General features: G+C 67.8%; 23 protein-coding genes. 17 read left to right on the top strand and 6 right to left on the bottom strand.

The window, feature by feature from the left end:
• Positions 1-94: 94 nt before the first annotated feature.
• From dnaE to FM119_RS05775, 5 genes are all read left to right on the top strand, one after another.
• Complete coding sequence (gene dnaE, locus FM119_RS05795; RefSeq protein ID WP_087136729.1) at positions 95-3,565, top strand: DNA polymerase III subunit alpha; 3,471 nt, start codon at positions 95-97, stop codon at positions 3,563-3,565.
• 123 nt (positions 3,566-3,688) lie between these two features.
• The gene (locus FM119_RS05790; RefSeq protein WP_087136728.1) at positions 3,689-4,684 is read left to right on the top strand and encodes a hypothetical protein; all 996 of its coding nucleotides are present in this window, start codon (positions 3,689-3,691) and stop codon (positions 4,682-4,684) included.
• Positions 4,685-4,819: 135 nt separating this feature from the next.
• On the top strand, positions 4,820-6,145 hold the full coding sequence (gene hisD / locus FM119_RS05785) for a histidinol dehydrogenase (RefSeq protein ID WP_087136727.1): 1,326 nt from the start codon (positions 4,820-4,822) through the stop codon (positions 6,143-6,145).
• Between the two features lie 4 nt (positions 6,146-6,149).
• Complete coding sequence (nrdR, locus tag FM119_RS05780) at positions 6,150-6,623, top strand: transcriptional regulator NrdR (RefSeq protein WP_087136726.1); 474 nt, start codon at positions 6,150-6,152, stop codon at positions 6,621-6,623.
• A gap of 20 nt (positions 6,624-6,643) precedes the next feature.
• Complete coding sequence (locus FM119_RS05775; RefSeq protein WP_087136725.1) at positions 6,644-7,693, top strand: quinone-dependent dihydroorotate dehydrogenase; 1,050 nt, start codon at positions 6,644-6,646, stop codon at positions 7,691-7,693.
• A gap of 139 nt (positions 7,694-7,832) precedes the next feature.
• Here FM119_RS05775 and FM119_RS05770 read toward each other — a convergent pair whose 3' ends face one another.
• Positions 7,833-8,438, bottom strand: a complete 606-nt coding sequence (locus FM119_RS05770; RefSeq protein WP_245827306.1) for a DUF3043 domain-containing protein — start codon at positions 8,436-8,438, stop codon at positions 7,833-7,835.
• 40 nt (positions 8,439-8,478) lie between these two features.
• On the opposite strand from FM119_RS05770, the gene FM119_RS05765 reads away from it, so the two are divergent.
• From FM119_RS05765 to FM119_RS05740, 6 genes are all read left to right on the top strand, one after another.
• Positions 8,479-9,909, top strand: coding sequence for a dipeptidase (locus FM119_RS05765; RefSeq protein WP_087136723.1), 1,431 nt, complete (start codon positions 8,479-8,481; stop codon positions 9,907-9,909).
• A gap of 50 nt (positions 9,910-9,959) precedes the next feature.
• Positions 9,960-10,313 carry an iron-sulfur cluster insertion protein ErpA gene (gene erpA / locus FM119_RS05760; RefSeq protein ID WP_087136722.1) on the top strand — a complete coding sequence of 118 codons (354 nt, stop codon included), beginning with the start codon at positions 9,960-9,962 and terminating at the stop codon, positions 10,311-10,313.
• A 184-nt stretch (positions 10,314-10,497) separates the two neighbouring features.
• Entirely contained in the window at positions 10,498-11,394 is an 897-nt protein-coding gene (ctaC, locus tag FM119_RS05755) for an aa3-type cytochrome oxidase subunit II (protein ID WP_087136721.1), read from the top strand.
• 14 nt (positions 11,395-11,408) lie between these two features.
• A complete protein-coding gene (gene ctaD / locus FM119_RS05750; protein WP_087136720.1) occupies positions 11,409-13,142 on the top strand; it encodes an aa3-type cytochrome oxidase subunit I in 1,734 nt (577 codons plus the stop codon).
• Positions 13,142-13,564, top strand: coding sequence for a cytochrome c oxidase subunit 4 (locus FM119_RS05745; RefSeq protein WP_087136719.1), 423 nt, complete (start codon positions 13,142-13,144; stop codon positions 13,562-13,564). Before ctaD ends, FM119_RS05745 begins: the two co-directional genes overlap by 1 nt.
• Positions 13,565-13,566: 2 nt before the next feature.
• Positions 13,567-14,013, top strand: coding sequence for a GNAT family N-acetyltransferase (locus FM119_RS05740; protein ID WP_245827305.1), 447 nt, complete (start codon positions 13,567-13,569; stop codon positions 14,011-14,013).
• A gap of 950 nt (positions 14,014-14,963) precedes the next feature.
• Here the strand turns inward: FM119_RS05740 and qcrB are convergent.
• The 4 genes from qcrB to ctaE are packed head-to-tail and all read right to left on the bottom strand — an operon-like array spanning position 14,964 to position 19,165.
• Positions 14,964-16,583 (bottom strand): cytochrome bc1 complex cytochrome b subunit, encoded by a 1,620-nt coding sequence (gene qcrB, locus FM119_RS05735; protein ID WP_087136718.1) that lies wholly within the window; start codon positions 16,581-16,583, stop codon positions 14,964-14,966.
• On the bottom strand, positions 16,580-17,653 hold the full coding sequence (gene qcrA / locus FM119_RS05730) for a cytochrome bc1 complex Rieske iron-sulfur subunit (RefSeq protein WP_087136717.1): 1,074 nt from the start codon (positions 17,651-17,653) through the stop codon (positions 16,580-16,582). Before qcrA ends, qcrB begins: the two co-directional genes overlap by 4 nt.
• 45 nt (positions 17,654-17,698) lie before the next feature.
• A complete protein-coding gene (qcrC, locus tag FM119_RS05725) occupies positions 17,699-18,508 on the bottom strand; it encodes a cytochrome bc1 complex diheme cytochrome c subunit (protein ID WP_087136716.1) in 810 nt (269 codons plus the stop codon).
• Positions 18,509-18,526: 18 nt separating this feature from the next.
• Positions 18,527-19,165, bottom strand: a complete 639-nt coding sequence (gene ctaE, locus FM119_RS05720) for an aa3-type cytochrome oxidase subunit III (protein WP_087136715.1) — start codon at positions 19,163-19,165, stop codon at positions 18,527-18,529.
• Positions 19,166-19,304: 139 nt separating this feature from the next.
• Between ctaE and trpD the strand changes: the two genes are divergently transcribed.
• From trpD to FM119_RS05695, 5 genes are all read left to right on the top strand, one after another.
• Complete coding sequence (trpD, locus tag FM119_RS05715; RefSeq protein WP_087136714.1) at positions 19,305-20,357, top strand: anthranilate phosphoribosyltransferase; 1,053 nt, start codon at positions 19,305-19,307, stop codon at positions 20,355-20,357.
• Positions 20,358-20,415: 58 nt separating this feature from the next.
• Positions 20,416-21,429 carry a dihydroxyacetone kinase subunit DhaK gene (dhaK, locus tag FM119_RS05710; protein ID WP_087136713.1) on the top strand — a complete coding sequence of 338 codons (1,014 nt, stop codon included), beginning with the start codon at positions 20,416-20,418 and terminating at the stop codon, positions 21,427-21,429.
• Between the two features lie 38 nt (positions 21,430-21,467).
• Complete coding sequence (gene dhaL, locus FM119_RS05705) at positions 21,468-22,100, top strand: dihydroxyacetone kinase subunit DhaL (protein ID WP_087136712.1); 633 nt, start codon at positions 21,468-21,470, stop codon at positions 22,098-22,100.
• Complete coding sequence (gene dhaM, locus FM119_RS05700) at positions 22,097-22,843, top strand: dihydroxyacetone kinase phosphoryl donor subunit DhaM (protein WP_087136711.1); 747 nt, start codon at positions 22,097-22,099, stop codon at positions 22,841-22,843. Before dhaL ends, dhaM begins: the two co-directional genes overlap by 4 nt.
• Before the next feature lie 257 nt (positions 22,844-23,100).
• Positions 23,101-23,685 carry an HdeD family acid-resistance protein gene (locus FM119_RS05695; protein WP_087136710.1) on the top strand — a complete coding sequence of 195 codons (585 nt, stop codon included), beginning with the start codon at positions 23,101-23,103 and terminating at the stop codon, positions 23,683-23,685.
• 75 nt (positions 23,686-23,760) lie between these two features.
• Here the strand turns inward: FM119_RS05695 and FM119_RS05690 are convergent, their stop codons facing one another.
• Positions 23,761-24,522 (bottom strand): SDR family oxidoreductase, encoded by a 762-nt coding sequence (locus FM119_RS05690; RefSeq protein WP_087136709.1) that lies wholly within the window; start codon positions 24,520-24,522, stop codon positions 23,761-23,763.
• A gap of 140 nt (positions 24,523-24,662) precedes the next feature.
• On the opposite strand from FM119_RS05690, the gene FM119_RS05685 reads away from it, so the two are divergent.
• A complete protein-coding gene (locus FM119_RS05685) occupies positions 24,663-25,121 on the top strand; it encodes an NfeD family protein (RefSeq protein WP_245827303.1) in 459 nt (152 codons plus the stop codon).
• Positions 25,122-25,127: the final 6 nt, after the last annotated feature.

Genomic DNA, 25,127 nt, shown 5'->3' with positions numbered 1-25,127 from the left:
GTTAGGATTGACACTTACCGCGAGCTGAATTCGGAGTGTGGTGGCCACGTCTTCCCAGTCTTTCGTGCATCTGCACGTCCACAGTGAGTACTCGATGCTCGATGGGGCGGCGCGGATCTCGCCGCTCGTCGACGCCGCCGTCGCCCAGGGGATGCCCGCCGTCGCCGTGACCGACCACGGCAACATGTTCGGCGCCTTCGACTTCTGGCGCACGGCGACGAACGCGGGCCTCAAACCGATCATCGGGACGGAGGCCTACCTCACACCCGGAACCGCGCGCGGCGACAGGACCCGGGTGCGCTGGGGAGACGGCGGGGGAGACGACGTCTCCGGCAGCGGCGCCTACACGCACATGACGCTGCTGTCCTCGACGAACGAGGGCATGCACAACCTGTTCCGGATGTCGTCGCTCGCGTCGATCGAGGGGTACTACTTCAAGCCCCGCATGGATCGTGACCTGCTCAGCACGTACTCCAACGGGCTCATCGCTACGACGGGGTGTCCTGGTGGCGAGATCCAGACCCGGCTGCGTCTGGGACAGTACGCGGAGGCGCGTCAGGCGGCCGCCGACTTCCGGGACATCTTCGGGCGGGAGAACTTCTTCTGCGAGCTCATGGACCACGGGATCGGCATCGAGAAGCGCGTCAGGGCGGACCTGCTGACGTTGGCGAAGGACCTGCGGCTCCCGCTCGTCGCCACGAACGACCTGCACTACACGCACGCGGAGGACGCGAAGAGCCACGCGGCACTGCTGTGCGTCCAGTCGGGGAGCACCCTCGACGACCCCAACCGCTTCAAGTTCGACGCGGACGAGTTCTACCTCAAGTCGGCCGAGCAGATGCGGCACCTGTTCAGGGACTTCCCCGACGCCTGCGACAACACCCTCGCGATCGCCGAGCGCTGCAACGTCAGCTTCAACACCAAGGCGAACTTCATGCCCCGCTTCCCCGTCCCCGAGGGCGAGAACGAGGAGAGCTGGTTCGTCAAGGAGGTCGAGAAGGGGCTGCACTTCCGCTACCCCAACGGCATCCCCGACGCGGTGAGGCGGCAGGCCGACTACGAGGTTGGCGTGATCGTGCAGATGGGGTTCCCCGGCTACTTCCTCGTCGTCGCCGACTTCATCAACTGGTCCAAGGACAACGGCATCCGCGTCGGACCCGGTCGTGGTTCGGGTGCGGGCTCGATGGCGGCGTACGCGATGCGCATCACCGACCTCGACCCGCTCGAGCACGGTCTGATCTTCGAGCGCTTCCTCAACCCCGACCGTGTCTCCATGCCCGACTTCGACGTCGACTTCGATGACCGGCGGCGCGGCGAGGTCATCCGCTACGTCACCGACAAGTACGGCGACGCCCGCGTCGCCCAGATCGTCACCTACGGCACGATCAAGGCCAAGCAGGCACTGAAGGACTCCTCCCGCGTTCTCGGGTTCCCCTTCGGCATGGGGGAGAAGCTGACGAAGGCGATGCCGCCGCCCGTCATGGGCAAGGACATCCCGCTGACAGGGATCTTCGACCCCTCCCACCCGAGGTACAAGGAGGCGGTCGACATCCGGACCGTCGTCGAGACGGACCCCGAGGCGAAGACCGTCTTCGACACGGCTCTGGGCATCGAGAACCTCAAGAGGCAGTGGGGCGTCCACGCGGCGGGCGTCATCATGTCCTCCGATCCGCTCATCGACATCATCCCGATCATGAAGCGGGAGCAGGACGGCCAGATCGTCACCCAGTTCGACTACCCGGCCTGCGAGTCGCTCGGGCTGATCAAGATGGACTTCCTCGGGCTGCGCAACCTGACGATCATCGAGGACGCGCTGAACAACATCGAGTCCAACCGCGGCTTCCGCCCCGTGCTCGAGGAGCTCGAGCTCGACGACCGCCCGGCGTACGAGCTGCTGTCCCGCGGTGACACGCTCGGCGTGTTCCAGCTCGACGGCGGGCCGATGCGGTCGCTGCTCCGACTGATGAAACCGGACAACTTCGAGGACATCTCCGCCGTCATCGCGCTGTACCGTCCGGGCCCGATGGGGGCGAACTCGCACATCAACTACGCGCTGCGCAAGAACGGCCAGCAGGACATCACGCCGATCCATCCGCAGCTGGCCGAGCCGCTCAAGGACATCCTGTCGACCAGCTACGGCCTCATCATCTACCAGGAGCAGGTGATGGCGATCGCGCAGAAGGTCGCCGGCTTCTCGCTCGGCCAGGCCGACATCCTGCGTCGTGCCATGGGAAAGAAGAAGAAGTCGGAGCTGGACAAGCAGTTCGCCGGCTTCGAGGGTGGGATGAAGAGCAACGGCTACTCCGACGAGGCCGTGAAGATGCTCTGGGACATCCTGCTCCCGTTCTCGGATTACGCGTTCAACAAGGCGCACTCCGCGGCCTATGGCCTGGTCTCCTACTGGACCGCGTACCTGAAGGCGCACTTCCCCGCCGAGTACATGGCCGCACTGCTGACCAGCGTCGCCGATTCCAAGGACAAGATGGCGCTCTACCTGAACGAGTGCCGCCGGATGGGAATCCAGGTGCTGCCGCCGGACGTCAACGAGTCCATCGGCTTCTTCCGCGCCGTCGGTGAGGACATCCGTTTCGGAATGGGCGCCGTCCGCAACGTCGGCTACAACGTCGTCGACGGCATCGTCCAGGCGCGGACGGAGAAGGGGCGGTTCGACTCCTTCTCCGACTTCCTCAAGAAGGTGCCGCTCCAGGCGGCCAACAAGCGCACGGTCGAATCGCTGATCAAGGCGGGAGCCTTCGACGACATGGGCTCATCGCGTCGGGCGCTGGTCGAGGTGCACGAGGGCATGGTGGAGTCGGCCGTGTCGGAGAAGCGCAACGAGGCGAAGGGGCAGGTCGGCTTCGACTTCGACAGCCTCTTCGACGAGGGCGAGAAGGACGAGGCGATGTCCGCCATCCCCGTCCGTCCCGAGTGGAGCAAGCGCGACAAGCTCGCCTTCGAGCGGGACATGCTCGGGCTCTACGTCTCCGATCACCCCCTGGCGGGTCTGGAGGTGCAGCTGGCGAAGGCGGCCTCGACGGGCCTGGCGGAGCTGCTCGCCTCGGAGACCGTGGCGGACGGCGAGCAGGTCACGATCGCGGGGCTCGTCACCTCCGTGCAGCACCGGACGGCGAAGACCTCGGGCAACCAGTACGGCATGATCCAGGTCGAGGACTTCGGCGGCGAGATCACCGTGATGTTCATGGGCAAGGCGTACCAGGAGTTCCAGCACGCGCTCGTCGCGGACAACATCGTCGTCGTGCGCGGACGGGTGAGCCGACGTGACGACGGGATGAACCTGCACGCGAACAGCATCTCCACCCCGGTCATCGAGCAGCAGGGCGACGTCGCGCAGGTCAGTTTCTACGTGTCCGAGACCCGCGCCACCCACGCGACCGTGTCGGCGTTGGCAGAGATCCTCGATCGGCACAGCGGCCCGACCGAGGTCAGGCTCAAGCTGGTGAAGGGCGAGACGGCCCGCGTGTTCGAGATCCCGCATCCGGTCAAGGTCAGTGCCGATTTGTTCGGGGAGCTGAAGTCTCTGCTCGGCCCGAACTGCCTGGGCTGAGCTAGGATCTGGGTGGGCGACCGGGGGGTCGCCGTCGCAGTGTGTCGGGGTGTGCAGCGTGTCACCGTGCGGTGTTCCCGGGGCTGCGGAACGTCAGGGTTTTTCGGGGGGACAATCGTGGTGATGGCGGACGTATCGACGTCGGAGGCGCCCGTGGCGGCCGTCGTCGCGGGCGGAGTCGGGCAGGGCACACGGCGTGGTGATGGGCTCACCCCGCGTGAGACGGTGGCCGTGTTCGCCTCCGCGGTGCTGATCGGTCTCGGGGTGTTCACGGTCGTCGATGCGCACGGCACGGATGCCGGTGCCGCGATCGTCTCCGTCGTCCTGCTGGCGCTGGCGGCGTCGATGCTGGTGCTCCGTCGGATCAGACCGAACAGGAGCTGGCGGTGGGGGTCGTTCTCTCCCGACCAGATGATGTCGGTCGCGGCGTCCGTCGCCACGGTCGCCGTCGCCCTCGACGCGGGCGACGGGCGGTCTGCGGGGGGACTGCTCACGGCGCGAGCGGTTCTCGCGGTCGTGCTCCTGACGGTCACCGTCGTCGCGCCGGTGCTCCCGGCGTTCCGGGCGGAGTTCGCGTCCCGTCCCGCCTCGCAGGCGCACCCGGTGGCCAGGCGCGCCGCGTCGGGGTCGATCGTCCGTGGTGCGGGGCTCGTTCCCGGCGGGCGCTGGCGTCAGCCGGCGCCGCGCTATCGGCGCCGCGCGAGCGACGGCTTGACGGCGGAGGAGTCGGTGCGTGTCCTCGCCGAGGCCGACGCCCGCATGGCGGCAGACGCGGCGGCCCACAGCGGTGCGGGCGACGACGGCGAGATCTTCGACGGCGAGGTCGACGGTCCGGCGCCGATGCCCGCGGGCGGTCACGTCTCGGCCGAGTCGGGCACGACCGGACTCGCGGACGTCTCCGAGTCGGCGGCCCCGTCGGTGCTGCCGCCGGAGCCGTTCTGGGTGCTTCCCCCCGTTCCCCGGCAGGTGGTCGACGAGGCGACGGGGCGGCCGTTGTTCATGATCACTCCCGCCGCGTGGGCGCTCGTCGTCGCCGAGCGGGGGAACGAGTTCGTCATCCGGAGCGAGGACGGTCAGGTCGGTGTCGTCGACGAGCTGGACGGGTTCGTCCGCGCCTGACCCCGTCGCGGCGCGGACGGCTGTCCGGCGGCGCGAACCGTGTCGCCGGACAGCCGTGTGAAGGACGGACCGGGCCGCCCTCCAGCGCGGGCGAGGCCCGGTCGCGCGCACGCGGCACGATAAGATGGGCCGGTCATGATGAATCTCATCGATCTGCGTTCCGCGCCGGCCCACACGCTCGCGTTGTCCCTTCCTCGACCAGAGCTCGACGTCGCCGCCGCCTCCGCCGCGGCGGCCGAGTTGATCGACGAGGTCAGCTCGGAGGGCGTTACCGCGCTCCGGCGGCATGCGGCCCGTTTCGACGGCGGCGCCCCCGAGCACCTCAGGGTGCCGACGAGCGAGATCGCCGAGGCGGTCGCGTCCCTCGACCCCGAGGTCGCCGACGCCGTGCGCGTCGCCGTCGAGCGCGTCCGCGCGGTCAGCGCTGCCCAGGTCCCGCCGGCCAGCACGACCGTGATCGGGGACGGCCAGGTGGTGCGTCAGCGCTGGCAGCCGGTCGGCCGGGTCGGTCTCTACGTCCCCGGCGGGAAGGCGGTCTACCCCTCGAGCGTCGTCATGAACGTCGTTCCCGCACAGGTGGCCGGCGTCTCGTCGATCGCTCTGGCGTCACCGGCGCAGTCGGAGTACGGCGGCTCCGTCCACCCGACCATCCTCGCGGTCGCGGGGATCCTCGGCGTCGACGAGGTGTACGCCATCGGGGGGGCCAGCGCGATCGGCGCCTTCGCCCACGGCGTGCCCGAGCTCGGGCTCGCCCCTGTGGACGTCGTCACGGGCCCGGGCAACATCTTCGTCGCGGCCGCCAAGCGCCTGGTCAGGGGAACGGTGGGCATCGACTCCGAGGCGGGGACCACGGAGATTCTCGTGATCGCCGACGACAGCGCCGATGCGGGCTTTGTCGCGGCCGACCTCGTCTCCCAGGCCGAGCACGACGAGGCCGCCGCGTCGGTTCTCGTCACCGACTCGGCCGAGTTCGCCGAGCGGGTCCGCGCCGAGCTGGCGCCCCGTCAGCGCCGTACCGCCCACGCGGACCGTGTCGCTGCCGCCCTGTCGGGTCCCCAGTCCGCGATCGTGCTCGTCGACGACCTCGACACCGCGGCGACGGTCAGCAACCACTACGCTCCTGAGCACCTCGAGATCCAGACCAGGGACGATGCGGCGGTGCTCGAGCGCATCACCAACGCCGGCGCGATCTTCCTCGGTGCCTACTCGCCGGTCAGCCTCGGCGACTACATGGCTGGATCGAACCACGTCCTGCCGACGGGGGGACAGGCGCGCTTCTCCGCCGGGCTCGGAGCCATGAGCTTCCTCCGCTCCCAGCAGGTGATCGAGTACTCGCGCGACGGCCTGCGCTCCAGCGCGGGGCTCATCACGGCGCTGGCCGACGCGGAGGGCCTTCCCGCTCACGGCGAGGCCGTCACCGAACGTTTCGGCGGAGCCGGACGAGAACAGCGAACGGAGTAGCACCGTGCATTGCCCCTTCTGCCGCCATCCCGACTCCCGCGTCATCGACTCGCGGACGAGCGACGACGGCCTCTCCATCCGACGACGGCGTCAGTGCCCCGAGTGCGGGCGGCGGTTCAGCACGACCGAGACCGCGAGCCTCAGTGTCATCAAGCGCAGCGGCGTCGGCGAGCTCTTCAGCAGGGACAAGGTCGTCGCCGGTGTGCGAAAGGCCTGTCAGGGTCGCCCGGTCACGGACTCGGACCTGGCCATCCTCGCTCAACGGGTCGAGGAGAGCATCCGTCAGACCGGTGCCTCGCAGATCGATGCGAACGAGATCGGTCTTGCGATCCTCACCCCGCTGCGCGAGCTGGACGAGGTCGCCTACCTCCGCTTCGCGAGCGTCTACCAGGCATTCGACTCGCTCGACGACTTCGAGGCGGCGATCGGAGCACTCCGAGCGTCGCACACCGCGTCCGATGCCGTGTCCGACGCCTGACCCCTAAGGATCCCGCTGGCATGTACGAGTTCTTCTTCCGCCACGTCCTCACGCGTATCGATCCGGAGCGTGCACACCACCTGGCGTTCTCCGTGATCCGCGCGATTCCGCGCGTCGGCGCTGGCTCGCTGGTGCGCCGGCTGACGGTGCCCCGCGCAGATCTGCACGTCGACGCGCTCGGTCTGCGCTTCGAGACGCCCTTCGGCATGGCGGCGGGCTTCGACAAGGAGGGCAGGGGAGTGGAGGGGCTCGCCGCGCTCGGCTTCGGGCACGTCGAGGTGGGTACGATCACCGCCCATGCTCAGCCGGGCAACCCGAAGCCGCGGCTGTTCCGGCTGGTGCCCGATCGTGCGGTCATCAACCGGATGGGCTTCAACAACGACGGCGCACCTGCGGTCGCCGACCGTCTCGCGGCGCTCAGGCGGCGTCGTCCGCGGACCGTGCTTGGGGTCAACATCGGCAAGAGCAGGGTCACCGATGTCGAGGATGCGCTCGGCGACTACGTCGCCAGTGCGCGGCTGCTTGCGCCCCACGCGGACTATCTGGTGGTGAACGTCAGCTCGCCCAACACTCCCGGCCTCCGCGGCCTCCAGGAACTCGATCGGCTCGAGCCGCTGCTCAGGGCCGTCGCCGAGGCCTCCGGGGCCACGCCGCTGCTGGTGAAGATCGCCCCCGACGTGCTCGACGAGCAGATCGATCGGATCGCCGAGCTCGTCGTCCGGATCGGACTCGACGGCATCATCGCGACGAACACCACGATCTCCCGCGAGGGACTCGAGACGGACGAGTCGGTTGTCGAGGCGGCGGGCGACGGGGGGCTGTCCGGCGCGCCTCTCGCTGACCGGTCCCTGCAGGTCCTCCGTCGTGTCAGGGCTCGCGTTCCCGCCGAGCTCTGCGTGATCTCGGTCGGCGGTGTCGACTCCGCGGCGGACGTCGCCGAGCGGCTTGACGCCGGGGCGACGCTGGTCCAGGGCTACACCGCGTTCCTGTACCGCGGGCCGTTCTGGGCTCGCCGCATCAACAGGGGGCTCGCCGTCCGGGCATCCGGCACCGCCGCCGGGAGCGCCTGACCTCGGCGGACGATCGACAGCGGGGTGCACCGCCGCGGGGCAGGGGATTTGACGCGTCACACGACTCCGCGGGGCAAACGATACGGCGGGACAGACCGAGTGGTCTGTCCCGCCGTGTGGTTCTCTCGGGCCGGCCCGATCAGGCCTTGAGGTCCTCGATGGGCTTGAAACGCTTCACGCGGGGCTTGGGCAGCCGGAGCAGGCGCAGCTGGAACGCGCGCATCGCCGCGTACCAGCGCACGCCCTTCTCCACGCGATCAACGCCCACCGCCTGGGCGATCCTCCGCTTGACGCGTCGACCGAGGAACACCGCGTCGAGCACGGAGAGCAGGAAGTACGCCCACAGTACGAGCATGACGATCGACTGGAACTGGGGGGAGGGGATCACTGTCGCCAGAATCACGACGAACATCACGGGGATGAGGTACTCGCCGACGTTGAACCTCGAGTCGACGTAGTCCCTGATCCACTTCTTCTGCGGCCCCTTGTCCCGTGCCGGAAGGTAGCGCTCGTCACCCGCCGCGAGACCGACCCGCGCACGCTCGCGCTCCTCGGCGAGCTGGGCCTTCGCCTGCTTGCTCGCCTCCTTGCGGTCGGAGGGGACGAGCGGGCGCCTGTTCGCCGCCTCCCTCTCCTTGCGGGTGGGCGTCGCCTTGCCCTTGCCCTGGGCCTCGTGACCCGTGCTGGCGATGCCGTCCGGCTGGACGGTCTCGGGGGCGCTGTCGTCGGTGCTTCGTCTGCTCACGTGTGGTCCTCGTTTTCGCGGTCCTTCTAAGATTACTCGCATGAACGACGTAGCTTCGAACCCCGAACCGTTCGACTCCTCTGTGCTGGGCGCGGCGGTCAGGGACGAGTTCCCCCGCATCGTGAACGACCTCGGCGACCTCGTGCGGATCCCCAGCGTCGCATGGAGCGCCTTCGACCCCGCCGAGGTGCAGCGAAGCGCCGAGGCGGTGGCCCGTCTCGCCCGCGACACCGGCGCCTTCTCGATGGTCGACATCAGGCGTGCCCCTGTCGGGGACGGTGACGAGCTGGGGCAGCCGGCTGTGGTCGCCCGCCGTGACGCCGCACCCGGTTACCCGACGGTGCTGCTGTACGCGCACCACGACGTTCAGCCGCCGGGCGACAGAGACCACTGGGACACGGAGGTCTACGAGCCGACGCTGATCGACGGCCGGATCTACGGCAGGGGCGCCGCCGACGACAAGGCGGGCGTCATGGCGCACATCGGCGCGATCCGGTCGCTCGTGAGCGTGTTCGGTGACGATCTGCGCGTCGGCATCCGACTCTTCATCGAGGGGGAGGAGGAGTTCGGATCGCGCTCCTTCGCGGCGTTCCTCGAGCAGAACGCGGACGACCTCGAGGCAGATGCGATCGTCGTCGCCGACTCGGGCAACTGGGACGAGCAGACTCCAGGGCTCACCGTGGCGCTGCGGGGCAACGTGACCTTCGCCCTCACCGTCCGCACGCTCGCGCACGCCTCGCACTCGGGGATGTTCGGCGGCGCGGTGCCGGACGCGATGCTCGCCGCGGTCCGCACCCTCGACACGATGTGGGACGCCGAGGGGGCGGTGGCGATCGACGGCCTCACCCGGCACGAGGCCGACACGCCCGACTACGCATCTGAGCGGCTGCGGGACGAGGCGGGTCTTCCGGAGGGCGTCAGCGAGATTGGTCGGGGATCGGTGGCGTCGCGCCTGTGGTTCCAGCCGAGCGTCACCGTCACGGGAATCAATGCGCCGAGCGTCGACCAGGCGTCCAACACTCTGCTCCCCGCCGTGACGGTCAGGGTGAGCGTACGCGTCGCACCGGGCCAGCCGGCGGCCGAGGCGTACGCGCACATCCGACGGCACCTCGAGGCGAACGCCGCGTTCGGAGCGCAGCTGGAGTTCGCCGACGTCGATCTCGGCGACCCCTTCCTCGTTGACACGACGGGGCCAGCCGTCGCCGCCATCACGACGGCGATGACGAGCGCCTGGGGCGTCGAGCCCGTCGAGCTCGGCATCGGCGGTTCGATTCCGTTCATCGCCGACCTGGTTCAGACGTTCCCGTCGGCGGAGATCCTGGTCACGGGTGTGGAGGACCCCAACTCCAGGGCCCATTCGCCGAACGAGTCGTTGCACGTCGAGGGTTTCCGCAAGTCGGTCACGGCCGAGGCGCTGTTCCTGGCCGCGTTGCGTGCACGGGGTGCTGACGCGTCGGCCGCGGACGCGTAGGATCGATCCACAGGGGCGCGGGACATCCGCACCGTGACAGAGGAGGCAGCATGACCGACACCGTGATCGAGGAGCGTGCGCACGGCGTGCTCCTGAGCGACGCAGCCGCGGACAAGGTCCGCTCGCTTCTCACCCAGGAGGGACGTGACGACCTGCGCCTGCGCGTCGCCGTCCAGCCCGGCGGGTGCTCTGGGCTCATCTACCAGCTCTACTTCGACGAGCGTTTCCTCGACGGCGACGTGGCCGTCGACTTCGACGGGGTCGAGGTCGTCGTCGACAAGATGAGCGTCCCGTACCTGGACGGGGCCTCCATCGACTTCGAGGATACCATCCAGAAGCAGGGCTTCACGATCGACAACCCGAACGCGCAGGGCAGCTGTGCGTGCGGGGACAGTTTCCACTAGGGAACGCGCAGAAGCGGCGGGTCCGGGGGCTGATGGCCCCTGGGCCCGCCGTCGTCGTGGGGACCCACGTTCGGATCGCCGCACCCGGGCCCAATGCGGCGACCCGCCTAGCGGGTGGTCACGACGGGGTGTTCGCTTCCGGCTAGACTGCTAGGGAACGAACAGCGTTTTCGAAAGGTCCCAGGTGCGTACGAATCGTCGACTTCGATGGGCAGCGATCCCGGTAGCAGCAACGCTCACCGTGTTCCTGGCCGGTTGTACACAAACGGAGCTCAGTGGCTTCCTCCCCGGTTTCGAGGATGTGAACGCCTCGCCGGTGACCAATCACACCGAGACTGTGCGCTCGCTCTGGGTCGGCGCCTGGGTCGTCCTGCTCGGTGTCGGCATCCTCACCTGGGGGCTGACGATCTGGGCCATGGTCGCGTACCGCCGCCGTAAGGGCCAGACGGGCCTGCCGCCACAGATGCGTTACAACATGCCGATCGAGATCTTCTACACGGTCGTGCCGCTCATCCTCGTCGTCGGCTTCTTCGCCTTCACCGCCAGGGACCAGCAGGCGATCGAGACGCAGTACGAGGACCCTGACGTCAGCATCACCGCGTACGGCAAGCAGTGGGCGTGGGACTTCGTCTACAACGACTCGGTCGACGGCGACGACGTCTGGTACGCCGGCAAGCAGGCGGAGCCGGCCGAGGACGGCTCCGTCGACCAGGACTCCCTGCCGACACTCGTCCTCCCCGTGGACCAGACCGTCAAGATCCAGCTGGAGTCGCGCGACGTGGCGCACTCGTTCTGGGTGATCGACTTCCTCTACAAGAAGGACATGATCCCCGGCAAGACCAACTACATGTCGTTCATCCCGACCAGGGAGGGGACGTTTGCGGGCAAGTGCGCCGAGCTCTGCGGCGAGTACCACTCCCTCATGCTGTTCAACGTCAAGGTCGTTTCCGAGGGCGAGTACGAGGACTACCTCGAGTCGCTCGCTGCCGAGGGCAACAAGGGCGACTTCGGCTCCGACTACAACCGCAACCAGAACCTGCCGGGCGTGACCGCTCCGGCCGGCGAGAGCCACGAAGGCTAAGGACACCTCAGTTCATGTCTGTAATCACTGATATCCCCGAGGGCCAGAAGTCGGTGCTCAACCGATCGAAGGTCGCCCGCAAGGGCAACGTCTTCGTCAACTGGATCACCTCGACCGACCACAAGACGATCGGGTACATGTACCTGATCGGCTCGTTCACGTTCTTCTGCATCGGCGGCGTGATGGCCCTCATCATCCGCGCCCAGCTGTTCGAGCCCGGCCTGCACCTGCTGGCCTCGCGTGAGCAGTACAACCAGATGTTCACGATGCACGGCACGATCATGCTGCTGATGTTCGCGACGCCGCTGTTCGCCGGCTTCGCCAACATCCTCGTTCCGCTGCAGATCGGTGCGCCCGACGTGGCGTTCCCGCGACTGAACGCCTTCGCGTACTGGCTGTTCATGTTCGGATCGCTGATCGCCATCGGCGGGTTCCTGACGCCGTCCGGTGCGGCGTCCTTCGGCTGGTTCGCCTACGCGCCACTGTCGAGTCAGACGTTCTCGCCCGGCATGGGAGGGAACCTCTGGGTCCTCGGTCTCGGCCTCAGCGGATTCGGCACGATCCTCGGTGGTGTGAACTTCATCACCACGATCATCACTATGCGTGCGCCCGGAATGACGATGTTCCGCATGCCGATCTTCACGTGGAACGCCCTCGTCACCTCGCTGCTCATCCTCATGGCCTTCCCCGTCCTCGCGGCGGCGATGTTCGGCCTCGGCGCCGACCGCATCTTCGGCGCGCATATCTACGACGCCGAGAACGGGGGAGCGATCCTCTGGCAGCATCTGTTCTGGTTCTTCGGCCACCCCGAGGTGTACATCATCGCGCTGCCGTTCTTCGGAATCGTCTCCGAGATCCTTCCGGTGTTCAGCCGCAAGCCGATCTTCGGTTACAAGACCCTGATCTACGCGACCATCGCCATCGCGGCGCTGTCCGTGACGGTGTGGGCTCACCACATGTACGTGACCGGATCGGTGCTGTTGCCGTTCTTCTCGTTGATGACGATGCTGATCGCCGTGCCGACGGGTGTGAAGATCTTCAACTGGATCGGAACGATGTGGCGGGGATCGGTGACGTTCGAGACGCCGATGCTCTGGACCATCGGCTTCCTCATCACGTTCGTCTTCGGCGGTCTGACCGGAGTCATCCTGGCGTCGCCGCCGCTCGACTTCCACGTGTCCGACACCTACTTCGTCGTCGCCCACTTCCACTACGTGGTCTTCGGAACCGTCGTGTTCGCGATGTTCGCCGGCTTCTACTTCTGGTGGCCGAAGTGGACCGGCAAGATGCTCAACGAGCGCTTGGGATACTGGCACTTCTGGATCCTGTTCATCGGCTTCCACATGACCTTCCTCATCCAGCACTGGCTCGGTGTGATGGGCATGCCGCGCCGCTACGAGTCCTACGCTCCCGAGGACGGCTTCACCTGGATGAACCAGCTCTCCACGGTGGGATCCATGGTCCTGGCCGCGTCGATGATCCCGTTCTTCCTGAACGTGTACATCACGGCGCGCAAGGCACCGAAGGTGACCGTCGACGACCCGTGGGGTTACGGCGCGTCGCTCGAGTGGGCGACCAGCTGCCCGCCGCCGCGACACAACTTCACCTCTATCCCGCGTATCCGTTCTGAGCGTCCCGCGTTCGATCTGAACCACCCGGAGGCCGCCGCGGCGACACACGGGATCGGCCCGGCGAAGGACGCCCCCGATGCGCCCGTCACCGACAAGGAAACCGGAGAGGTCAAGTAATGCGTTCGAACACGGTGATCCTCTGGGTCCTGGCTGTCTTCTGCCTGGTCGTCGGTGCGATCTACACGGTCTGGAACCTGATCGACCCGGAGTACGGTCGCGTGGAGTGGGCCGGGACGGTCACGCTGACGCTGACGGCCGTCCTCGCGGCGTTCCTCGCGTTCTACCTGGAGTTGGTGCAGCGCAAGCAGGGCGGGACGCTTCCCGAGGATTCGCTCACCGCGGACATCGATGACGGCGACCCCGAGATCGGGCACTTCAGCCCGTGGAGCTGGTGGCCGCTCATGCTCGGTGGGTCCGCGGCCGTGGTCTTCCTCGGTCTCGCCGGAAACTTCTGGCTGTCGATCATCGGAGTGGTCTTCCTGGTCGTCTCCGTTGTGGGCTGGACCTACGAGTACTACCGCGGGAACTTCGGGCGCTGAGCGTGGCCGACATCGTGGTCCGACGCGGTCTCCAGAGCGATCTGGAGGCCGTGTTCGGCTTGAGCACCCAGCTGGTCACCGGTCCGCAGGGTCCCCAGCTAGACGACTTCGTGACGGTGTTCAACAACGTCGTCCGGTGGCGTGAGAACGAGACCAACGTGCTGTACGTCGCCGAGGAGGACGAGGTGGTCATCGGCTACACCCTGATGACGGTGTCGCGGCTCCTGCACACACCCGGTCTCACGGCGCAGATCCAGGAGCTCGTGGTCGACGAGTCCGCCCGCGGCCGCGGTGTCGGTTCCGCACTGGTTCGAACCAACGAAAGCTATGCGCAGCAGCGCGGGATCCGTCGGATCACCATGGGGACTGCACGGCTCGGTGGATTCTACCGCCGGCTCGGATACCAGGTGACGGCCGAGTTCTACAGCAAACAACTGCCCATCGGCTGATACCTCGCCCGATCGCCGGAGCCACACGCAGGGACCCGCTCGAAACGAGCGGGTCCCTGCGTGTATGACCGGTGCGACGGTGTTGACCACGGACCAACGCGAGCCCAGACGGCGGCGGCGTCTGCCGGCAGGCGCCGCAGGCAGGGGGCATCTCGGAGCCCGGCGCCCGGTGCCCGGTGCCGGGTGCCCGGTGCGAGAGCATCTTCGCAGCGACACCGGCCGGGATGCATCACGGTCCGGGCGGGCCCAACTCTCGAAGCGAGTCTGGCGGCGCCCGCGGTCATGGGCGTGCTCGTGGTCGTGCCTGTGGCCATGTCTGTGATCCTGTCCTCGTCGTGCTCGTCCTCGTCCTCGTCCTCGTGCCGGCCCGAGTTCTCCGGGCGGGATCTGCCGGGTTCTTCCTGGCGTCGTCGACGCGCGGAGCCGTGAGCTCAGCGTTCTGACGTCTGGCGTCGGGCATGCCGCGCCAAGCGACGAGCGCCAAGAACCAGGCTCCTCGCGGCAGACGGGTGTGCGTGGCTCGCACCGGGAGTGCAGACAGGGACCGTTCGGCCGACGGACCGGGCTCTCGACCGTCAGGGCTCACGACCGTCCGCGCCTCGGACGGGGAGTGCCCGCGCGGGCTTTCACCCTCATGACGGAGACCGCGACGGTGCCCGTGGTGTGATGCGGTGTCAGCAGCGACGATGAAGCCGCCGTGCGGTGGAACCCTGCATCGTCGGGAGGCTCGCACTGGTGCAGCTCGCCAGGGTCGGACGCCACGATGTCACGTTCACCGTCGTCGCAGGGACAGGGCCTCGCGCTCGTCGTCAGACGGCTCCGACCCCGTGCTCGCATCCGTGGCACAGGAGCTCGCTCCAGTTACATCGATGTGCTCGCACCCACAAACCCGGCTGGGCCCCGGCCGTCTCACAGACGGTCGGGGCCCAGCGGTGCTCCTGCGGTGGCGATCAGTGGCCGTCGTGGCCGCTCTCGAGCTCCTTCTTGGTGGCCGGCGCGATCCGGTCCTCGAAGAACCAGCGGGACAGGGCCGAACGCAGCCGCGCCTTGTTCGTGATCTTGCCCTCGGCGTTGGGCCGGAGGATCACGGGTGCGTGCGACTCGAAGCTGACCAGGCGCCACCTCTCGTACTCGTCGAGGGGCTCGTGCACCTCGATGAATTCGCCTCCGGGCAGGCGAACGATGCGGCCCGACTCGAAGCCGTGCAGAGCGATCTCGCGGTCCTTCTTCTGCAGTGCGAGGCAGACGCGCTTCGTGATGAAGTACGCCACGAACGGTCCGAGGATCAGCATCGCCTGCAGCGCATGGATCACGCCCTCCATCGTCAGATGGAAGTGTGTCGCGATCAGGTCGGAGCTGGCCGCCGCCCACATGGCCGCGTAGAACGTGACACCGGCTGCACCGATGGCCGTACGGGTCGGGGCGTTGCGGGGACGATCGAGGATGTGGTGCTCGCGCTTGTCACCGGTGATCCAGGCCTCGATGAACGGGTAGATCAGCACAAGCACGATGAAGATGCCGATGATGATCAGCGGGGCGAGGATGTTGAACGACCAGGTCCGGTCGAACAGCACGAACTCCCAGTGCGGCGGTACGAGTCGGAGCGCGCCATCCGCGAACCCGATGTACCAGTCCGGCTGCGTACCGGCTGACACGGGGGAGGGGTCGTACGGGCCGTAGTTCCAAATCGGGTTGATGGTGAAGAACGACGCGATGAGCGCGATCACACCGAAGACGATGAAGAAGAAGCCGCCGGCCTTCGCCGCGTACACCGGGAGGATCGGGAAACCGACGACGTTCTTCTCGGTGCGGCCCGGCCCGGCGTACTGCGTGTGCTTGTGCACGATCACGAACACGAGGTGCAGGGCGAGGAACAGGACGAGGATCGCCGGTAGCAACAGGATGTGCAGGGTGTAGAGGCGTCCGACGATCGCCGTCCCGGGGAACTCGCCGCCGAAGAGCAGGAACGAGATCCAGGTACCGACGAGGGGGATGCCCTTGATGATGCCGTCGATGATGCGCAGGCCGTTTCCGGAGAGCACGTCGTCGGGGAGCGAGTACCCGGTGAAGCCCTCAGCCATGGCCAGGATGAACAGGACGAAGCCGATCACCCAGTTGAGCTCGCGCGGCTTGCGGAACGCACCCGTGAAGAACACCCGCAGCATGTGCAGGCCGATCGACGCGACGAACAGCAGGGCCGCCCAGTGGTGCATCTGGCGCACGAGGAGCCCGCCGCGGATGTCGAAGGAGATGTCGAGGGTCGAGGCCATGGCGATCGACATCTCGACGCCCTTGAGCGGCACGTACGACCCGTCGTAGTGCACCTCGGCCATGGACGCCTGGAAGAAGAACGTCAGGAACGAGCCGGTCAGGAGGATGACGACGAAGCTGAACAGCGCGACCTCGCCGAGGAGGAAGGACCAGTGGTCGGGGAAGACCTTACGGCCGAACTCCTTGACCGCACCGGAGATGCTCGTCCGCTCGTCGAGGTAGTTCGCGGCCTTGCCGGTGAAGCCACCCGACTTCTTCGCGGTCGAGGCTGACGCCTGTGATGCTGTGGCGGTACTCAATGACGCTCCCAGAAGCTCGGTCCGACGGCCTCCTGGAAGTCGCTCTGCGCGATGAGGTAGCCCTCATCGTCGACGGCGATCGGAAGCTGCGGAAGGGGACGGGCGGCCGGTCCGAAGATGACGGCGCAGTGGTTGGTGACATCGAACTGTGACTGGTGGCACGGGCACAGCAGGTGGTGCGTCTGCTGCTCGTACAGGGCGACGGGGCATCCGACGTGCGTGCAGACCTTCGAGTAGGCGACGATGCCGTCGTACGACCAGCCCTTGCGGTCCTCGCGCTCGTTGAGGTCCTCCGGCTTGAGCCGCATGAGGAGGACGATCGCCTTGGCCTTCTCCTCGAGCATGTGGTCCATCTCGCTGAGGCCCTCGGGGATGACGTGGAACGCGGAGCCGAGCGTCACGTCCGATGCCTTGATGGGCACACCGGAGGGGTCGCGCGCCAGCCGGGTGCCGGCCTCCCAAGCGGTCTCGTTGAGCAGTGCGACCGGGTCCTGGCCCTCGGGCGCAAGGCCGCGGAAGAGCACGACGGCGGGGAGCGGGAACGCCACGAGCGCGCCGAGCAGGCTGTTGCGGATCAGGGTGCGACGGCCGAAGCCGGACTCCTCGTTCGCGGTCTCGAAGATCTCGACGGCGCGCGCGCGGGTCTCATCGGTGCCGCGCACGGGGTGGCGCTCGTCGATCGTCTCGTGATCGGCCATGAGCGCCTTCGCCCAGTGCACGGCACCGATGCCGATGCCGAGAAGGGCCAGCGCGACGCCGACACCGATGAAGAGGTTGTTCAACCGGACGGAGAGCAGGTTCTCCGGCTCGATCGGGAACAGCATGTACGCCGCGATGGCCCAGACGCTGCCGATGATCGAGAGGTAGAAGAGGGTGTAGACGGTCCGCTCGGCGGTCCGCTCCTTCTTCGGGTTGAGGTCCGTGACCCGCTGACGGTGCGGGGGGAACCCGGGGTTCTCGACTGCATCGTTGGCGACGACCGCCGTGCCCGTGGAAACGTTGTTCTCGGGGCCGTGGTCTGACGAGGCGGCAGCGGCGAGCTCCGCGCCGCTGTTGTCGTCGTGTGCCATTGTGCTCCTTACTCCTGCTGTGCTGTGTGTGGGTGTCTGGGGGATCTAGTTCGACTTCGCGGTGATCCACACCGTGACGGCGATGATCGAGCCCAGACCGAAGATCCAGATGAACAGACCCTCGGCGACGGGGCCGAGAGAGCTGAGGGGGTGCCCACCGACCGAGACCTCGTTCTCCATGAACTTGAGCGCGGTGATGATGTCGCGCTTGTCTTCGGGGGAGAGGTTCATGTCGTTGAAGACGGGCATGTTCTGCGGGGCGGTGATCATGGCCTCGTAGATGTGTGCCTCGGACACGCCCATGAGCGAGGGGGCGTACTTGCCCTCGGTCAGTGCGCCACCGGCGCCGGCCACGTTGTGGCACATCGCGCAGTTGATGCGGAACAGCTCGGCACCGTTCGCGGCGTCGCCGTCGGCGTCGAGGTACTGCTCCTCCGGGATCGCGGGGCCGGGGGCCACCGAGGCCACGTACTCGGCCAGCGACGAGATCTGGTCGTCGGTGAACTGCACCGGCTTCTCCGGTGCCTGTACGTTGTGCGCCTGCATCGGCATGCGTCCCGTCCCGACCTGGAAGTCGACGGCGGCGGCGCCGACGCCGATCAGGCTGGGCGCCTCGTCCGAGCCCTCGAGGTTGAAGCCGTGGCACGTCGCGCAGTTGGCCTGGAACAGCTTCTCGCCGTCCTCGACGCTGGCCTGGCTGACGACGGTCGACTCGGTCTGCGCGGTGGCCGAGGAGATGCCGGCGTAGGCGCCTCCGGTGGCGATGAGCCCGATGGCGATCAGAGCGACGTTGGCCAGGGGGTGACGTCGGCCCCTCTTGGCAGCGGAGTCCTGGCGCTTCTTCTTCGTAAACATGGTTGATGTGCTCCGGTGTTATTGCAGGAAGTAGATGACGAGGAAGAGGCCGATCCAGACCACGTCGACGAAGTGCCAGTAGTACGACACGACGATCGCGCTCGTGGCCTCCTTGTGACCGAAGTTCTTCACCGCGAAGGCGCGACCGATGACGAGGAGGAAGGCGATGAGGCCACCGGCGACGTGGAGGCCGTGGAACCCGGTCGTCAGGTAGAAGGCGGAGCCGTACGCGTCGGAGGCGATCGTGACGCCCTCCGAGACCAGGGTGGCGTACTCCCAGATCTGACCGGCGACGAACATCGCGCCGAGCGTGTAGGTGAGGAAGAACCACTCGACCATGCCCCACTGCGAGGGCTTCGGGCCCGTCGAACGCGCCTGCAGGCGCTCGGCGGCGAAGACGCCGAACTGGCAGGTGACGGAGGACAGCACGAGGATCGTGGTGTTCACGAGAGCGAACGGCACGTTCAGCAACGCGGTGTTGTGCTCCCAGAGCTCGGGGGCGACCGACCTGAGGGTGAAGTAGATCGCGAACAGCCCGGCGAAGAACATAACCTCGCTGCCGAGCCACACGATCGTCCCGACCGCAACGGTGTTGGGCCTGTTGATCTTGGGCGCTCTTGTCGCATAGTTCACTGAAGTGCTCGTCACATGCTCCATTATGGCTGATAGTTCGACGTGGTTTTTGCACCTGGCTCTCGCGTTTCGCTGTTCTCTGGATTAGGCTCACCTAAGTTTGGGCCGTTTCCGCCCGTCGTGGTGCGCGAGGACCGGGGGAGTGGCTCGATAGACTGGGCACATGATTGCTGCTCCCACGTGGTCCTCTGTTCTTCTCGCGCTTCTCGACGGCACTGATCTCACTGTCTCCGAAGCGAGCTGGGCCATGGAGCAGGTCATGAGGGGCGAGGTCACGCCGGCTCAGCTCGCCGCGTTCCTCGTCGCCCTGAGCGCGAAGGGCGAGACCGTCGACGAGATCGTGGGGTTCCGCGACGCGGCGCTCGACCACGCGGTGCCGCTTCCCGTCTCACCGTGGGGCGTCGACATCGTCGGAACCGGGGGAGACCGGTTCGGAACGGTGAACGTCTCGACCATGGCCGCTCTGGTCGTTGCGGGGTCCGGCGTGCCGGTGATCAAGCACGGCAACCGTGCGGCGAGTTCGCTGTCGGGATCGTCGGACGTCCTCGGGGCGCTGGGCATCCCCGCGCAGCTACCGGCGGAGAGGGTCGCAGCCGTTCTCGAGGACATCGGGATCACCTTCGTCAACGCCTCGGCCTTCCACCCGGGATTCCGGCACGCGGCAGCGGTCAGGGCGGAGCTTGGCGTACCGACCGTCTTCAACTTCCTTGGTCCGCTGTGCAACCCGGCGCGTCCGGAGGCCTCGGCGATCGGCGTCGCCAAGCTCTCGGTCGTGCCGCTCATGGTCGGCGTGTTCCAGACCAGGGGGGCGACCGCTCTGGTGTTCCGCGGCGACGACGGCCTCGACGAACTGACCACAACGGGGCACAGCCACATCTGGGAGGTCAACCGCGGCTCGGTCACCGAGCACGACCTTGACCCGAGGGATCTCGGCATCCCGCTGGTCGACATCTCCGCGCTGATCGGGGGGACTCCGGACGAGAACGCCGCCGTGGTCCGGCGGGTGCTGGACGGGGAGAAGGGGCCGGTCAGGGACATCGTCCTACTCAACGCGGCCGCCGGGATCATCGCGTACGAGCTGTCGCTCGACGCGACGCTCGCGCAGGAGCCCATGCGTGATCGCTTCGTCGCGGCGATGGCGACGGCGGCCGGGTCGATTGACAGTGGCGCGGCGCAGGCCAAACTGGACTCGTGGGTGCGTTCGGTCCAGAGCTGACGGCCCGCCCGGACGGGCAGTGGCGCCCTCCGGTGGGACCTGACCCAGGGAGTGGAGCATGAAGAAGCTGATCAACGATCCTCACAACGTTGTCGCGGAGTCGATCGCGGGGTTCCTGCGGGCCGAGTCCGGCCGGGTCGCACGGGTGGGGGACACCCTGGCGGTCCGGCGCGTCGACGCCCCCGTCCAGGGCAAGGTCGCGCTCCTCAGCGGGGGAGGGAGTGGACATGAGCCGCTCCATGCCGGCTTCGTCGGGCGCGGGATGCTCGACGCCGCTGTCCCCGGTCCGGTGTTCACCTCGCCGACGCCCGACCCGATCGTCGCCGCGGCGCAGAGCGTCGACTCCGGGCGCGGTGTCCTGTTCATCGTCAAGAACTACACGGGTGATGTGCTGAACTTCGAGACCGCGGCCGAGCTCGCCGAGCTCGAAGGCGTCACGGTGGAGAGCGTGCTCGTCGACGACGACGTGGCCGTCCGCGACTCGCTGTACACGGCGGGCAGGCGCGGCGTCGCCGGGACGCTTCTCGTCGAGAAGATCGCCGGTGCGGCGGCGGAACGGGGAGACGACCTCGAGGCCGTCGCCTCGGTCGCGCGCACGGTCGTGTCCAGGGTGCGAAGCATGGGGGTGGCGCTCAGTGCCTGCACGGTGCCGCACGCCGGGGTGCCGAGCTTCGACCTCGCCGACGACGAGATCGAGATCGGCATCGGCATTCATGGCGAGCCCGGACGGGCTCGCATCCCCGCTGAGGACGCCGACCACATCGCGGCGCGACTGCTCGCCCCGATCCTGGAGGACCTCGAGGTCGCGAAGGGTGAGCGTGTCCTGGTGCTGGTGAACGGCATGGGCGGGACGCCGTTGTCCGAGTTGCACCTGTTGTTCGGCTCGGTCGCCGCGCTCCTCGACGAGCGCGGCATCATCATCGACCGCTCGCTCGTCGGCAACTACGTGACGGCCCTGGAGATGCAGGGCGCGTCCGTGACGATCCTCCACCTTGACCCGGAGCTCACCGAGCTGTGGGATGCACCCGTCGATACGCCCGCTCTGGTCCGGCGCGGCCCGCACGGGGAATGACCGATCACCGATCAGGGACAGAGAAGAGGCAGGGAACGATGACACTTGACACGGCATGGGCTCGACGCTGGATCGCGGAGGCGGCAGCGACACTGGTGGGGGAGAGGGATCGCCTGAACGGTCTCGACCGCGCGATCGGTGACGGGGACCACGGGGAGAACCTGGACCGAGGCTTCCAGGCGGCGGCGGACCGTGTCTCCGGACTGGCCGACGCGACGACTCCCGCCGAGGTTCTCAAGGTCGTCGCCTCGGCCTTGATCTCGACGGTCGGGGGCGCCGCCGGCCCGCTGTACGGCACGGCCTTCGCGCGGGCCTCCCGGGCGACGGCGGGGGAGCCGGAGTGGAGTGCCGAGACCCTCGCGACCGCACTCACCGCTGCAGCCGAGGGTGTCGCCGAGCGTGGAAAATCCACGCGGGGGGAGAAGACCATGAATGACGCCTGGGGTCCGGCAGCCGATGCGGCATCGGCTGCGTCGGGGGCGGGGGAGTCCGCGGAGAAGGCGCTCGTCGCCGCCGCGGACGCAGCGCGCGCCGGCGCAGAGGCGACCGAGCCCCTCGTCGCGACGAAGGGGAGGGCCAGCTATCTCGGTGACCGCTCGGCCGGCCACAGGGATCCGGGTGCCGAGTCCACCGCTCTGCTTCTGGCTGCCGCCGTGACGGCTGTGTCGTGAGCGTCTCCGTCATCCTGGTCTCGCATTCGGCTCTGGTGGCCGAGGGGACGCGGGACATCGCCGCGCAGATGGCGGCCGATGTCCGCCTGATCCCGGCCGGAGGCAGAGCCGACGGGGGGATCGGCACGGACTACGCACTGATCGAGGCCGCCTGCGAGAGCATCGGCGACGGCGAAGCGGTGATCATCGCCGACCTCGGCTCCGCCGTGATGACCGCGGAGTCGGTGCTGGAGCTCATCGACCGTCCCGAGAGGTTCGTGATCGCGGACGCCGCCTTCGTCGAGGGTGCCGTGGCGGCGGCCGTCGCCGCGCAGACGGGGCAGGGCTTGGCCGAGGTCGTCGCGGCGGCGGAGAGCTCCCTGCGGCGCACCGCAGGGGACGACGCGCAGGGGAAGCCGACGGCATCGGCTGTTGAATCGGCGGCGGTTGGGCCGCAACCGACTCCGACGGGCGCGGCATCGACTGGTTCGGCGTCGGATTCGTCTGGGGCCGTGCACGGTGAGGCGACCCTGGTCAACTCCGAGGGATTGCACGCGCGCCCTGCCGCGGATTTCGTGCGCCTGGCGAGCACCTTCGACGCCGATGTGACGATCAACGGGGTCAACGCCAGGAGTCTGCTCGGCATCATGGGCCTGGGGCTCGTCTCCGGGGCGACGGCGTCGATCGAGGCCACCGGCCCGCAGGCCGCCGACGCGGTCGACGCGTTGTGCGAGCTGATCTCCTCCGGTTTCGGCGAGGCGTGACGCATCCGTGGTCCGCGACGGCCGCGTCGCGGACCACGGATCTGCGGAGCTCGGGGAGGGGAAGGACCCGTTTCCCGATCGCGTAGTTGACATAATGTGCATTATCGGACAACGCGCACGATGGAGCGCCGCCGACGGCGGACCGATCCCGGCGTATCCGTCGTCGTGCGTCGCACGGAGCAACTCCCGAGCCTGTGACTCGCTACGGTTGGCAGAGGACGGCCGATCGCCGTCCCAGAAATCAGGAGGGTTCAGACATGAGTGACACACAGCACGAACGTCAGACGATCGCCGATGACCTCGGCCTCGGCAATCTGGTCGGCGGCGTCCGGCAAGGAATTCGACTCGGCCTCGCACTATCGGGAATCGCCGCTCTGGTCATCGGAGTGTTGCTGACGTTCTGGCCCGGGGCGAGTCTGACCGCGGTCGCAATCCTGTTCGGCCTGTACTTCGTCGTGACCGGCGTGGTCTACGTCGCCATCGGAGCGTTCGTGACGGGCACGAGCGGCGGGACGCGAGCGCTTAACGTGATCCTCGGCATCCTCCTCGTGATCGTCGGCGTGATCGCGATCAAGAACATCGAGGCCACCCTGCTGGCGATCGTCCTGATGGTCGGCATCGGCTGGATCGTCGAGGGCGTGCTCGCCATCACGGTCGCCGGACGCAGCGCGTCGTGGGGATGGTCCGTCGCCTTCGGTGTCGTCAGCGTGATCGCCGGCCTCGTCGTCCTGTTCACGCCGGGGCTGTCCCTGCTCACCCTCGCGCTCGTCGGCGGCATCTCCCTCATCGTGATCGGAATCGCCCAGCTGGTGCGCGCCATCACCCTCGGGCGTGGTGCCTGACGCACAGCAACAGACGCCACGCGGGCGGGAACCTCGCCGACGAGGTTCCCGCCCGCGTGGCGTCCGGTGTGGTGGTCAGCCGCGGAAGTCCGTGACGTCACCGACGTAGCGTGTGTTGTCCGCGGGGACGGGCTCGACCGCGGCGAGGGACACCTCTGCAGCGAACTCGTTCACGTTGTAGAGGCGGCCGGCCGACTCCTTGCGGGCGCCGATGGCGCCGGGGTTCGCCCGCTCCAGCAGCGTCGCCGTGATGGTGCCCTCGATCATGTCACCGGACACGACGACGAACCCGATACCCCGCTCGGCCAGCGCAGGAATGCGCTCGCGCAGGGCATCCTCGCCCGCCCGCTTGGACAGGGCGACCGGGAGGTACTCCGGCATCGTCTCGACCTCGCGGATGAAGTGGGCCTGGTGGCTGGTGACGAACACGACACGCGAGCCCTCGTGCAGCAAGGGCAGCGCGGCATCGAGGACGTTCAGCTGTGCGTCCCTGTTCAGCACCATGGCGTAGTCCTCCGCCATGCCCGACTCCATACCGCCCGAGGCATTGAGGACGAGGATGTCGAGCGAGCCGAACGCGTCGGCGACGGTGCCGAAGATGTCGGCGACGGAGGCCGGGTCGGTGAGGTCTCCCCCGACGATGATCGCCTCGCCGCCGTCCGCGACGATACTGTCGGCGAGCTTCCTCGCCCTGGCCTCCTTGTTGCGGTAGTTGATGGCCACGCGTGCGCCCGCCGCGGCGAGGTTGCTCACGGTGTCGGCGCCGATGCCGCGTGACGAGCCGGTGACAAGGGCGGTCTTGCCGGTCAAGGATCCGACGGGCAGAGGTGACGTCACGTGATCTCCTGGGGTCTGTGTAGGGGTGCTGCGGCCCGGATTCGAGCGCCGTACGAGCCTAACAACTCCCCCATGCCCCCGCCGAACTGCTAGCGTCGAGGCAGACGCATAGGGCGAGACGTGGGGCGACGGAGGCTGTGTTGATCGAATTCCTTACCGAGCACAGCTGGATCGTCTGGGTCGGCCTGATCCTCATCCTGCTCATCGTCGAGATGCTGACGCTCGACTTCATCTTCGTCATGATGGCGACCGGCTCCGCCGTCGGCCTGCTCGCCGACATCCTCGGCGCGCCCTGGTGGCTGGCGATCACGATCGCTGCGGTCACCGCCCTGCTGCTCATCCTCTTCCTGCGCCGACCGCTGCGCCGCGCGCTGCATCGGAACGGAGACGATCCGACGTCCAACGTCGATGCTCTCGTCGGTTCCGTCGGGGTCGCCGTCTCCCCCATCACGTCACTGTCGGGCCAGGCCAGGCTCGGCAACGGCGAGACCTGGACGGCGCGCAGTGCAGGCGACGACATCGCCGCCGGTGGCGTCGTCGTCGTGGAGTCCGTCTCCGGCGCCCACGTCATCGTTCGAGCCCGCCCGCAAGGAAAGTAGGAGTAC

Origin of the sequence: Mycetocola reblochoni REB411, assembly GCF_900163835.1 — a bacterium.
Classification (GTDB): Bacteria; Actinomycetota; Actinomycetes; order Actinomycetales; family Microbacteriaceae; genus Mycetocola_B; species Mycetocola_B reblochoni.
This window is presented reverse-complemented; position numbering and strand designations above follow the sequence as displayed.

Bases quoted from the DNA above. Each gene is read 5' to 3' on its own strand.
- qcrC (WP_087136716.1), bottom strand. From the start codon at position 18,508: ATGTTTACGAAGAAGAAGCGCCAGGACTCCGCTGCCAAGAGGGGCCGA.
- qcrA (WP_087136717.1), bottom strand. From the start codon at position 17,653: ATGGCACACGACGACAACAGCGGCGCGGAGCTCGCCGCTGCCGCCTCG.
- FM119_RS05765 (WP_087136723.1), top strand. From the start codon at position 8,479: ATGAACGACGTAGCTTCGAACCCCGAACCGTTCGACTCCTCTGTGCTG.
- ctaD (WP_087136720.1), top strand. From the start codon at position 11,409: ATGTCTGTAATCACTGATATCCCCGAGGGCCAGAAGTCGGTGCTCAAC.
- FM119_RS05745 (WP_087136719.1), top strand. From the start codon at position 13,142: ATGCGTTCGAACACGGTGATCCTCTGGGTCCTGGCTGTCTTCTGCCTG.
- hisD (WP_087136727.1), top strand. From the start codon at position 4,820: ATGATGAATCTCATCGATCTGCGTTCCGCGCCGGCCCACACGCTCGCG.
- ctaE (WP_087136715.1), bottom strand. From the start codon at position 19,165: ATGGAGCATGTGACGAGCACTTCAGTGAACTATGCGACAAGAGCGCCC.
- dhaK (WP_087136713.1), top strand. From the start codon at position 20,416: ATGAAGAAGCTGATCAACGATCCTCACAACGTTGTCGCGGAGTCGATC.
- dnaE (WP_087136729.1), top strand. From the start codon at position 95: ATGCTCGATGGGGCGGCGCGGATCTCGCCGCTCGTCGACGCCGCCGTC.
- erpA (WP_087136722.1), top strand. From the start codon at position 9,960: ATGACCGACACCGTGATCGAGGAGCGTGCGCACGGCGTGCTCCTGAGC.
- dhaL (WP_087136712.1), top strand. From the start codon at position 21,468: ATGACACTTGACACGGCATGGGCTCGACGCTGGATCGCGGAGGCGGCA.
- FM119_RS05790 (WP_087136728.1), top strand. From the start codon at position 3,689: ATGGCGGACGTATCGACGTCGGAGGCGCCCGTGGCGGCCGTCGTCGCG.
- FM119_RS05775 (WP_087136725.1), top strand. From the start codon at position 6,644: ATGTACGAGTTCTTCTTCCGCCACGTCCTCACGCGTATCGATCCGGAG.
- FM119_RS05695 (WP_087136710.1), top strand. From the start codon at position 23,101: ATGAGTGACACACAGCACGAACGTCAGACGATCGCCGATGACCTCGGC.
- trpD (WP_087136714.1), top strand. From the start codon at position 19,305: ATGATTGCTGCTCCCACGTGGTCCTCTGTTCTTCTCGCGCTTCTCGAC.